Origin of the sequence: Nostoc sp. PA-18-2419, assembly GCF_005869855.1 — a bacterium.
Classification (GTDB): Bacteria; Cyanobacteriota; Cyanobacteriia; order Cyanobacteriales; family Nostocaceae; genus Nostoc.
The window spans coordinates 22,523-34,303 of sequence record NZ_SZNH01000037.1; the positions used below are offsets into that span (position 1 = coordinate 22,523).

The window sequence follows — 11,781 nt, forward strand, 5'->3', positions numbered from 1 at the left end:
TAGAGAATTTTAGGATGAAGTAGTGAAACGAGACTCCATCTACTATCAAATTTTTAAGCGCTTTCCTGATTTACTTTTTGAACTAGTTTTAGTGTTAATTTATCAACCGAAATCTGCAAGAGCTATCTTTTCCAAGCCTATCCAACCATTCAACTCTTCAATTACAACATTTTTAAAGCCTTGAGTTTCTAAATATTTTTTAAGTTCTAAATTGCCTGTAACCCAATTTAACGGTTGAAATTGCGCTCTATCAATACAGTAGGTAAACCTTTCACCACTTTGTGGATTTTTTTTAATCCCATATTCTAAACCTAATTCTTTATTAGAGGTGGATGAAAAGAGAATAGGTGGAATCCAGTTTTTCATAATTTTTCTTAAGGATTTTAAGAGTCATTAACTTTATAAACAACACACATGAAAGTCAAGTACAGGTTCGATTAGTGAACCACGACCTTGCAATCAAGCTAAGCAGGATTAGCTTTGAAAAATCCCAACTTATCCCTCTTTTGTCACTTTCCGAGTAACCAATCTTTGAAAGCTATATCAGTCGGTCAATACAGGCTTTACTATTAGAAAAAAATAGGTCTTGTATTTGTTATTAGAAAATAATCGAGCGATCGCCTGGTAGATAAAAGCTCTAGAATTCACAAATGGCAAATGTTTTCGGAGAGTGACAGAACAGGGTTATGGGGTCTGGGCTTCTGCGTGAGATAAATTCATATTCTCAAACAGCAAAGTCCCCAATTTTGTCTGTAACGCTACACTAAAAAAGTAAAGAAATGTAAATAAATTAAATTTTGCCAACATGGAAACTATTACATTAGGGCAAAATGGCCCAGTTGTTACACCTTTGTGTATAGGTACTTGGGCTTGGGGCGACAAACTTTTTTGGAATTATGGCAATGACTACGGTCCAGAACAGTTAAAAGAAGCCTTCATCGCAGCGCTACAAGCTGGTGTAAACTTTTTTGACACTGCCGAAGTTTACGGAATGGGATTATCAGAGAAATTGTTGGGGCAATTTATGCAACAGACACAACAACCTGTGCAAATCGCCACAAAATTTGGCCCCCTACCCTGGCGATTTACTGGTCAATCTGTCTGTGATGCTTTAACACAGAGTCTCAAACGCCTACAAGTAGAGCAAATTGCCCTCTACCAAGTACATTGGCCTTTTGCCTTCTTTTTAAGTCAAAAAACTCTGATGAACGCCTTAGCCGATGAAGTGAAGCGGGGTAGAATTGCCGCAGTCGGTGTGAGTAATTACTCAGCAGAGCAAATGCGAGATGCCCATCAAATATTGGCAGATCGTGGAGTACCTTTGGCTGTGAACCAAGTACGTTATTCTTTACTCAGTCGTCAAATTGAAAGCAAGGACATTCTCGCAACTGCCCGTGAGTTGGGTGTGACTCTTTTGGCTTATAGTCCTTTAGCTCAGGGATTGCTGACAGGTAAATACAGTATTGATAGTGCCGAAACCCCTACTGGTGCAAGAAAAATAGACCCACGATTTAGTAAACAAGGCTTACAAAAAATTGCACCAGTAATATCTTTGCTGCATAACTTTGGAGAAAAATACGATCGCACCCCAGCCCAAGTTGCTCTCAACTGGTTAATTTCTCAGGGTAACGTCATTCCGATTGCAGGGGTGAAGACAGCCGAACAGGTACGTCAAAATGCTGGGGCTTTGGGTTGGAGATTGAACGAGGATGAAATTCAAGAGTTAGAAAAAGTTAGCCGTCCTTGGCTGTAGTATTTTTGAAGTACATAAAAGCAGGGGACTATAGTTAGTGAAACTGTAAGTTCCCAGCAAAGTTAGCTAAAAAGTCAAAAAGTCAAGAGTCCAAAGTCAACATTTTAACTCCTAACTCTTAACTCTTAACTGTGTCAATTTTAGATTTTGAATTTAGAATTTTGGATTGAAGTAAAAATCTAAAATCCAAAACTTATTAACTTTTAACTAAGAAGCAGATTCCCTAGCTGTAGGTGAACCTAACTTTTGAGTAGGTGAGACAGAAGCATCACGACGGCTTGTCCGCAGTTTAGGCTTGGGAGTACCACTTCTTTCTTCTTCCCCAACAACACTATCTGATTTCCAAGCAGAACGGGGACGCTCACCAGAAGATTGGCGCTTGGCAAGTCTCGGTTTGGGAGTGGCGGGTTCCTCTTGAGGAATTTCTACCTCAGATTGCAACCAAGCAGGACGAGTTTGATCGTAAGCGATTTGCAATGCAGCTGCGGCGATCGCCTGAGCATCATATTTTTCAATCAATTCGCTGACAATCGGCAAAAATGAAGCTAAACGTTCGCCAGCCAAGGCTTCCCTAACTTGCTCCTGCAATTTCAGAATGTGCCGTGCTTCAATTTGTGCCCGTGTGGGAATTGACAGCACTTGCCAAGCTTGGCGGTTATGACGTTCAAATGTCTGCTGCTTGCGCCGCTCAAATGGCTGTACTAAAGAAATTGCGGTTCCTTCTTTACCAGCACGACCAGTACGACCAATGCGATGCACGTATGTTTCTACGCTATCGGGTAAGTCGTAGTTGATCACATGAGAAAGTTGATCGACATCTAATCCACGTGCGGCAATATCAGTTGCTACCACCCAACGCACTTGACGATTTCGGAACCTGCTCAGTAACCGCTCCCGGGCTTGTTGGGACAAGTCACCGTGATATTCATCAACACTATGACCAGCAGCTTGCAGTTGATTGGTGAGTTCAGCGGCAGTACGTCTAGTGCGAACAAAGATTAAAGCTGTTTCTGGGTCTTCCATTTCCAGAATCGGCTGTAAAGCTTTGGCTTTTGTCCAATGGCGGGGGATCAGGTAAGCTACCTGATTAATTTTGTTGGGGGCAGCTTTTGGTTGCTCAACGGTGACTGTCGCTGGGGATCGCAAAAACTTGTTCACCAATTGGCGAATCGATGGTGGCATTGTAGCTGAGAATAAAGCTGTTTGCCGTTCTGTAGGTGCTTGGGAAAGGATTTTTACCACATCATCAATAAAGCCCATGCTTAACATTTCATCGGCTTCATCTAAGACAAACCATTTCACTTGATCGAGCTTTAAACAGCCCCGATCAAGCAAATCTATTACCCGCCCTGGGGTGCCAACGACGATATGAACGCCACGTTTGAGTTGTAAAATTTGCCGCTCAATTGATTGACCACCGTAGATTGCTAACACCCGCAATCCTTCATTACCGATAAACTGAGCGATCGCATCGTGAACTTGCATCGCTAATTCACGAGTTGGTGTTAAAACCAAGGCTTGCACAGCTTTTTGATTAATATCCAGCCGTTCTAAAATTGGCAGTGAAAATGCTGCTGTTTTACCCGTCCCAGTTTGAGATTGACCCACCACATCACGACCAGCCAACAGTTGAGGAATTGCTTGGGTTTGAATACTAGTAGGTGTAGTAAAGCCAATTTTTTCTAATTGCTCGACGCGTTCTTGGGAAATACCTAATTCTTGAAACGAAAGATTCATTAATTCTCCTAAATTTTCTCTAAGGATTTTTGGATTAGTCATTGGTCATTATTTATTTACAAACGACAACTGACAACTGGACTTTGGACAAATAACAATTTAGTTATTGACTTGACCGTATAGGTCGTATGTATCAGCGTGGTGAATCGCTACTGGCACGATGGTTCCTAACTTTGCCTGTCCTTGGACATAGACTTGACCATCGACCTCTGGGGAAAATCTACCTGAACGACCGATTAATTCACCACTTTCAGGATTTTCTTGCTCAATCAGGACATCGACAATTTTGCCTACTTCCAGTTGATTTTTCTTTTGGGAAATCGGTTGCTGGAGTTCCATCAGTTGGTCTCGGCGTTCGTCCATCACTTCTTGAGATAACTGATTTGGCAGCTTGTAGGCGGGGGTTCCTTCTTCTGGCGAAAAGGTGAACACGCCAACATGATCGAATTCATGCCGTTGGACGAACTCTAGTAAATGCTCAAAATGCTCGCTTGTTTCTCCGGGAAAACCAACAATAAATGTTGTCCGCAGTACGGCTGTTGGTAGCGCCGTTTTAATGCGATTTATAATCCCATCATTTACACGCCCTTGCCAGGGACGGTTCATGGCGCGGAGAATCTCTCCATGAGAATGTTGCAAGGGCAAATCGAGATACGGCAGGACGTTGGGTGTTTCTTTGATTGCGGCTATTACATCTAGTGTCAATCCCGTGGGATAAGCATAGTGGATTCTGATCCACGGTATATTTACTTTCCCCAAAGCACGCAGTAATTCGGCTAACTTTGGCTGACCATAAATATCCAGACCGTAATTAGTCGTGATTTGGGAAATTAAAATAATTTCTTGTACCCCTTGACTAACTAACTGCTCAGCTTCAGCGACTATCGATTCAATAGTACGCGATCGCTGGTTTCCTCTTAAATGAGGAATTATACAAAACGCACAACGATAATCACATCCTTCAGCAACCCTGAGGTAAGCTACACCTTCTGTTGTAGTGCGATAGCGCGGTGTAGTTTCGTCGGCAATGTAGGTTGGTTCGATACTAACCTGTTTGACCCGTTCGCCTTGTTCTACACGCTCAATTACATTTACAATTTTCTGATAATCGCCTGTACCTACCACTGCTACTGCCTCGGGCAACTCATCCAAAAGTTGTTCTTGAAAATGTTGCGCCATACAGCCAGTAATCACAATTTTTTTATTTGCTTCTGCCAGTTCTACCAAAGTTCTGACAGATTCAAGTCTTGCTGCTTCAATAAAACTACACGTATTAACAATAACGTAATCTGCTAACTCTTCATTTGTATCTACACCATACCCTGCCTCTACCAGCATTCCCAGCATGTGTTCTGTATCAATTCGATTTTTCTCGCAGCCCAAGTGAGAAATGGCAATTGTTGGCTTTTCACCCATATTTTGAAAACATCTTCAGTTTTTTTCTAATCAAATCGTTCTAGTACTAACTTTACTTTTTTACTATCAGTATCCTCATGAGAACATTAACAGCGGCAAATTCCCACTGTCAGCAAATGCCCATTAAGCTATAACCCTATTGATAATAAAAATAGAGGTCATGTTATGATATTCCTATCAATTTGTTCCCCAGGGTATATTGAAGTGTCTTTGGGTACATTTGACACTTGTAATGTTATTTAACAATTCGCCTATTGGTATTTTACATTACCACGGCGTATGCGTTTTTAATCTACCCATCGGGAAGCCGCCTAAAAGGCTTGTTGTGAGAAGTCGCTACCCTCAGGGAAATCGCCTTCGCGACTAGGCCCATAAAGCAGTAATGCTACCCTGGCGAATGGCTAAGTCCTACGACTGGGCGCGGACGAGACGCCTAAACCACGGAAAGCTGCCTCGCATGTTGTGAGTGGCAAACTCCTCTTGTAGCCAAGTTTTATCTTAACATATCTTATGACATGTTTGACGCCAATTTCCATCTTAAGAAGGAGGCAGCAAACTGACCAACATAAAAACAGATTTAATGTTAATGAAGGGAATGGGGTATTTAGGAATGCTGAATTCTGAATTATTCACTTGTGAGTTCTGAATTCTGAGTTTTGTAAAATTGACTTATGTAAAATCATTCAAAATTAAAAAAGCTGATGAGTTAAGCTTTTCAGGTATTTTGAATTGTAGGTATATTTGGGTCCTTGTAGTACTAGCCTCTAATCTCTAGTCTCTAATCCCCAATCCCTCGCAATAATTAAAGACGTGGACTTATATCAGCTATTTAAAACTCGCTCACCGATTATTGGCGTGGTTCACCTGCTACCACTGCCAACCTCACCCCGTTGGGGAGGTAGCTTGAAAGCGGTAATTGACCGTGCCGAACAAGAAGCTGCAGCTTTGGCAAGTGGAGGGGTTGACGGCATGATTATAGAGAATTTTTTCGACGCGCCCTTTACTAAAAACCAAGTAGATCCAGTGGTTGTGAGTGCTATGACCATTGTGGTGCAGCGGATACAGAATTTGGTGACATTACCTGTGGGGTTAAATGTGTTGCGAAACGACGCCAAAAGTGCAATGGCGATCGCTAGCTGTGTCCAGGCACAATTTATCCGTGTTAACGTTCTCACAGGGGTAATGGCAACCGATCAGGGATTAATAGAGGGAGAAGCCCATCAACTACTCCGCTATCGACGGGAGTTAGGCAGCGATGTTAAAATCCTGGCCGATGTGTTAGTGAAGCACGCCCGTCCTTTGAGTTCTCCTAATCTCACAGTCGCCGTGAAAGACACCATTGAAAGGGGTTTAGCAGACGGAGTAATTTTGTCTGGTTGGGCTACTGGTAGCCCTCCTAACTTAGAAGATTTGGAACTAGCTTGTGGTGCCGCAGTTGGAACGCCAGTGTTCATCGGTAGTGGGGCTAATTGGGAAAATATTGATACATTGATGCAGGCAGCAGATGGTGTCATAGTTTCCAGTTCTTTGAAACGTCACGGACGGATAGAGCAACCAATTGACCCGATTCGTGTCAGTCAATTTGTGGAAGCTGCACGTCGCAGTTGGAACTCCAAAGGTGAAAGCAAGTCAGCAGGACAAGTGAAATTACATTCTTAGGGAGTGGGGAGTAGAGAATCGGGACTGGAGACTAGTGACTAGAAAAAGTTTCCTGAATGCCCAATCCCCAGTACTCAATCCCCATTACCCCCTATCCCCTTCAGGGGCCCCACCTTCCCCATTACCCTTATCCCCTTCAGGGGCCCCACCTTCCCCAGTACCCAATACGCAGTTTATGATTCGCCGCCGTTCTACTCCTTGGATTCATAAGTGGTCACGTCCATTGATTGCCGCCATCGCTGGATGTGGTGCCCTGACAACAGGTTATCTCACTATAGAAAAGTTAATAGGAGGCAGTGCAGCTTGTGTGGCACAGGCTGGTGTCAAAGGCTGTAATGATGTGCTTTCTAGTCCTTGGGCAACAGTTTTTGGTCAGCCATTAGCTTTGTTTGGGTTTTTGGCATACACCAGTATGGTGATATTCGCTTTGGCTCCCTTAGCATTTAACTCAAAGGAGAATAATAGTCGCAAGCAGCTGGAAAATTGGACTTGGTGGCTGTTGTTGGTGGGTGCGATCGCTATGTGTGTATTTAGCGGCTACTTAATGTACCTACTAACATTCCAAATCAAAGCCGTTTGTCCTTACTGTATCGGCTCAGCTTTGTTCTCCACTAGTCTTTTGGTACTAACAATTATTGGTCGTACTTGGGAGGATATTGGACAAATCTTTTTTACTGGCATTATTGTTGCGATGGTGACGCTGATTGGTACTTTGGGCATTTATGCTGGCGTCAATCAATCAGATGTTACACCTGGAACTTCTGGACAACCTGTAAAAATTTCCTTTGCTCCCAACGTAGATCCTAACCCAGCAATAGGCGGGTGGGAAATTACCACTACTTCTGGTGAGGCAGAAATAGCCCTAGCACAACATCTGGTGAAGATAGGTGCTAAGGAATACGTCGCTTATTGGTGTCCTCACTGCCACGAACAAAAGATGCTGTTTGGCAAACAAGCTTATCAAGAAATCAACAATAATATTAAGGTAGAGTGTGCTCCCGAAGGACTCAAAGCTCAACCAGAATTGTGCAAAGCTGCAAAAATTGAAGGCTTCCCGACTTGGATTATTAATGCGAAAAGCTATAGCGGAGTGCAAAATTTAGAGGAACTAGCAAAAGTTTCTGGTTACACAGGCCCTCGTAACTTCAAATATTTTAAGTAATTGCTAACAAGCCTATTTCTGGCGACTTGGCTTTTAGATTCCATAGTTAACTGGATAAAGACAGCAAGTCCGTTTCCGGTTAACTTTTTTGTTTTTGGTAATATTGGTCATAGGTAATAAGTGTTATCCAATACTCAATTCTTTATTGAGTATTCAGACGTAAAACAGGCTTAATGCTTTGCTTTCAGACCAAGTTTGTCTAATTCAAAACTTAGAATCCGCTGTATCAACTTTCTTGCGGCTTTCACCTACAAACATCTCAAGCTGAAGGAACTTGATTAAGTATATCGGCTCTCATGCAATGTGTACTTTAATTTATTTTTGCAGCACATGGAAGCCGCCTTCGAGTGTAATTATGTCAGCATCAAAATAATTCGTAATTGATAATGACGCTCGAGGACACGGCTTAGCTACGAAGACAGTAATTCGTAGTTACAATCAGTGGGGGCCTTACCTCGTACACTGTCTTGTTGACCACCAAATCTGCATATTTGGTGAGGGCTTGTACCCAAATAATTACGAATTACGTAGCTTGCTTCTCGCCAAAGGCGAGTATTACGAATTAGTAATTATTTGGTCAAACGCCAAAGTGTGTCTGTTGAAGTTACTCTCAATATGCTTTTGTTATTAGTGAAAAAACGCAAATCCAATGAGCAAAATTACCTTCCTCAACATTTGTGTAGAAGCAAAGAACAGTCCCTAGATGTTTCTGGAAGTTTTCAGAATGCGAGTTACAAGCCGAGTTTTAGAACTTTGGGAGCGGCTTAATGAATCAACAGCTAGGCAAGCATTTTCTAAAGTTAATCATTGGACTGAAACAATCGCTTAGTCGAGAACACAAGGAAATGATGACTGCTGCTGGCGTTGCAGTCTGTGTCCTGCTTTTGCGCTCCATCGGATTATTACAATCTTTAGAATTGGCAGGCTTGGATCAATTTTTTCGTTTACGTCCAAATGAACCGCCAGAAGAACGTATTACTATCGTTGTGATTGATGAAGCCTACTTAGACCAAGTAGGTTCCTGGCCAATTCCAGATCGGAATATTGCCCAGTTGTTAGAAAAATTAAATGTCCACAAACCACGTGCTATAGGCTTGGATATCTACCGAAACTTGCCAGTAGAGCCTGGTCATCAGGAATTACGTAATGTTTATCAGTCAATGCCAAATTTAATTGGTATTGAACTATTGACAAATGAAAAAAACCTTACAGTTTTACCTCCACTGGGACTCAATAAGCAGCAAGTGGGTTTTAATAACGTGCTGTACGACCCTGATGGCAAAGTACGTCGCAGCTTATTGTATTGGCACGTTAAGGATAAGGTACACGAAAGTTTTGCTTTGAAGCTGGCTTTATTGTATTTAAAATCAGAGGACATTATTCCTACCCAAGCAAAAAGTAACCCTGAGTATTTGCAATTGGGTAAAGCGGTATTTACTCGTTTTGAAGCTAATGATGGTGCTTATGTTGGAGCTGATGCCAGAGGCTACCAAATTTTGTCTAATTTTCCCAAACCCAAATCTCAAAATCCATCTGTAGAATTTTCTCATTTTCGCCAGGTATCAATGAGCGATGTACTCGCAGATAAAGTCTCAGGAAACTTAATTAAAGATCGGATTATACTTATTGGTTCTACTGCACCTAGTCTCCAGGATTTTGTATTTATTCCTTATTCCAGCAGCTTGATGGGTACAGCAAAGCCTGTGGCTGGTATCCAATTACAAGCTTATTTTATTAGTGAGTTAATCTCAGCAGCTCTTGAAGGAAGACCATTACTCAAAGTCTGGGCTGAATTACTGGAATACTTGTGGATTTTTGTCTGGTCTTATGCAGGCGCTATTACGACATGGCGGATACAAGATGTAACCAAAAGCTTCCTCAGTGTCCTCGTTTGTTGCTTTGTATTAACCATCAGTGCCTATGTAGCTTTTTTATCTGGTTGGTGGATACCGCTGATTCCTGGGCTATTTACTTTTGGGATTTCAGCTATTTGGATGACGAGTCATATCGCCCATATACAGGAAGAGTGGAAACGCTCTAGGGAGTTTTTACATCACGTAATCAACACGATTCCCGATCCAATCTTTGTGAAAAATGAACAACATCAGTGGATTGTTTTAAATGAGGCATATTGTCGATTCATCGGTTATCCGAATAAGTTATTAATTGAAAAGTCAGATTATGACTTTTTCCCTAAGCATGAAGCCAATGTATTTCGACAACAGGATGAGCTGGTTTTTCGGACTCAGCAACCCCACGAAAACGAAGAAGAATTTACAAATGCAAATGGTCAGACTCATCTAATTGCCACTAAGCGATCGCTCCACAAAGATTCAGCTGGCAATTTCTTTTTAGTTGGGGTAATCCGAGATATTACTCAACGTAAGTTGATGGAGGAAGAACTCAAGCGTACTGCTGCTGAGTTATTTCGCTCTAACAATGAATTAAAACTCAAAGAAGACCATTTGCGTTATTTAGCATATCACGATCCCCTGACCGGTTTATCCAATCGCAAATTTTTTGCCGAACAACTTTACGAGTCGCTCCACTGGGCGCAACATAATAACTTGTTACTGGGACTGCTGTTTATCGATCTAGATGGGTTTAAGCAAGTTAATGATACTTTAGGGCATGAGATGGGCGATCGCCTGCTGATGACTATCGCTGACCGACTCAGCAATTCTTTGCGGGCTAGTGATACAGTTTCTCGGTTGGGTGGGGATGAATTTACTGTGATTCTACGAGCAATTCCCAATGTACAAGTAGCTGCTAAAGTCGCCGAAAAAATTTTAAGCGGTATTACCACGCCTATTGTTTTAGATGGGTATGCAATCCGAGTCTCTGCCAGTATTGGTATTAGTGTCTATCCATACAACAGTCAAGACAGTGAAACTTTGATGAAACAAGCAGATGCAGCAATGTATCGTGCTAAACGCTCAGGTAAAAATCGCTACGAATTTGCCTAATTTTGCACGAGCTAAGCTCCTAAATTTTATATATTAGAGTAATTATTTATACAAATTTTGTGGCAACTTTAGCTTGAGAGGCATCCCAAGCTCTGTTTTGTCAAAGCATTGCATATTATTTCAGAGGTAGCTTTTTAGCCAAAATCCAAACCTAACAAGGCTTTTATCTCTTCAAGCTCAAGTCGCGCGAAGAGGTAAGAAAGAAATTAGTTAATATCAGTAATTAAAACATCTAATTTTTTTAAGTAAGTATTTTTACAATAAAATAATTTTATATACTTAAGTAAAATATTACATATATAAACAGTTAAGCAACTTCTGTAAAGCTTGAAGTGTAAGACTTATAGATTTTTAGCTTTATATTTCTTTACTTTATTTAAGAGAACACTATTAAAACTTTAAAGTATTATTTTATATCATTTTAGGGGTAGTTATTTATGAACTTAGTGTTTATACTTAAAATTATTAAGATATTATTAATAAATAGTGAATTAGGTAAACTGCTCATGGCAATTAATCAAAATATCTAACTTAAGGCTGATGCATAAATAAGACATTTAGGAATATTTCTTAAGTATTAAGAATAATTAATACCAGCAAATTGATTTTACTCTGCAAATTAATAGCACAATTACTTGTCGATTACGAGCATAAACTAATAAATTTTAGAATATTCTAAATTTATTTTAGTAAATATACGTACTTAAAAAATGATACTTTCCTAAATAAAAATTAGTAAAAATACTGATGATAATGAAAACTAACTTACAAATAATAAAGTTTATAATAATTTGTATAGGTATTTACATAGCAATACCCAAAATTGTGGGTTATACGGGTGTGTTCAGTACCGCAAGTGCTACTAGTCTTAGCCCTAATGCCAACAATACTTTAATCGCTCGCAAAGTCAATTCTCCGGATTTAAAAGACACGTATATCCCGCCAAATTATGGTGGTCCTGACAGTCAGCATGGTAGTGGTACTCGCTAAGATTAATTTTGGATTTTGCGGCAAGTAAGATGAAAAGGGACTGGGGATTGGGGGACCGAAGGAGAATATATAATTTCTAACGGAGCTTTCAAAGTCTC

The 11,781-nt window shown here is 40.8% G+C and carries 8 protein-coding genes; 5 read left to right on the forward strand and 3 right to left on the reverse strand.

Annotated elements, in window-relative coordinates; translation table 11 throughout:
* Positions 1-102: 102 nt before the first annotated feature.
* Positions 103-366, reverse strand: a complete 264-nt coding sequence (locus FCR06_RS33035; RefSeq protein ID WP_189523590.1) for a hypothetical protein — start codon at positions 364-366, stop codon at positions 103-105.
* Between the two features lie 439 nt (positions 367-805).
* Here FCR06_RS33035 and FCR06_RS26540 point away from each other — a divergent pair, with 439 nt between their 5' ends.
* A complete protein-coding gene (locus tag FCR06_RS26540) occupies positions 806-1,753 on the forward strand; it encodes an aldo/keto reductase (protein WP_138505102.1) in 948 nt (315 codons plus the stop codon).
* A 207-nt stretch (positions 1,754-1,960) separates the two neighbouring features.
* Here the strand turns inward: FCR06_RS26540 and FCR06_RS26545 are convergent, their stop codons facing one another.
* Positions 1,961-3,490 carry a DEAD/DEAH box helicase gene (locus FCR06_RS26545; protein ID WP_138505159.1) on the reverse strand — a complete coding sequence of 510 codons (1,530 nt, stop codon included), beginning with the start codon at positions 3,488-3,490 and terminating at the stop codon, positions 1,961-1,963.
* Between the two features lie 99 nt (positions 3,491-3,589).
* Entirely contained in the window at positions 3,590-4,906 is a 1,317-nt protein-coding gene (gene rimO, locus FCR06_RS26550) for a 30S ribosomal protein S12 methylthiotransferase RimO (protein ID WP_138505104.1), read from the reverse strand.
* Positions 4,907-5,716: 810 nt separating this feature from the next.
* Between rimO and btpA the strand changes: the two genes are divergently transcribed.
* The 4 genes from btpA (at position 5,717) to FCR06_RS33875 (ending at position 11,683) form a co-directional block, all read left to right on the forward strand.
* On the forward strand, positions 5,717-6,565 hold the full coding sequence (gene btpA / locus FCR06_RS26555) for a photosystem I biogenesis protein BtpA (RefSeq protein WP_138505106.1): 849 nt from the start codon (positions 5,717-5,719) through the stop codon (positions 6,563-6,565).
* A gap of 175 nt (positions 6,566-6,740) precedes the next feature.
* Positions 6,741-7,727 (forward strand): vitamin K epoxide reductase family protein, encoded by a 987-nt coding sequence (locus tag FCR06_RS26560; protein ID WP_138505161.1) that lies wholly within the window; start codon positions 6,741-6,743, stop codon positions 7,725-7,727.
* Between the two features lie 767 nt (positions 7,728-8,494).
* The gene (locus FCR06_RS26565; protein WP_138505108.1) at positions 8,495-10,693 is read left to right on the forward strand and encodes a CHASE2 domain-containing protein; all 2,199 of its coding nucleotides are present in this window, start codon (positions 8,495-8,497) and stop codon (positions 10,691-10,693) included.
* Positions 10,694-11,533: 840 nt separating this feature from the next.
* Complete coding sequence (locus FCR06_RS33875; RefSeq protein ID WP_223280305.1) at positions 11,534-11,683, forward strand: hypothetical protein; 150 nt, start codon at positions 11,534-11,536, stop codon at positions 11,681-11,683.
* Positions 11,684-11,781 lie beyond the last annotated feature (98 nt).

Coding starts and splice junctions, on each gene's coding strand:
- FCR06_RS33035 (WP_189523590.1), bottom strand. CDS start 366: ATGAAAAACTGGATTCCACCTATTCTCTTTTCATCCACCTCTAATAAA.
- FCR06_RS26540 (WP_138505102.1), top strand. CDS start 806: ATGGAAACTATTACATTAGGGCAAAATGGCCCAGTTGTTACACCTTTG.
- FCR06_RS26545 (WP_138505159.1), bottom strand. CDS start 3,490: ATGAATCTTTCGTTTCAAGAATTAGGTATTTCCCAAGAACGCGTCGAG.
- rimO (WP_138505104.1), bottom strand. CDS start 4,906: ATGGGTGAAAAGCCAACAATTGCCATTTCTCACTTGGGCTGCGAGAAA.
- FCR06_RS26560 (WP_138505161.1), top strand. CDS start 6,741: ATGATTCGCCGCCGTTCTACTCCTTGGATTCATAAGTGGTCACGTCCA.
- FCR06_RS26565 (WP_138505108.1), top strand. CDS start 8,495: ATGAATCAACAGCTAGGCAAGCATTTTCTAAAGTTAATCATTGGACTG.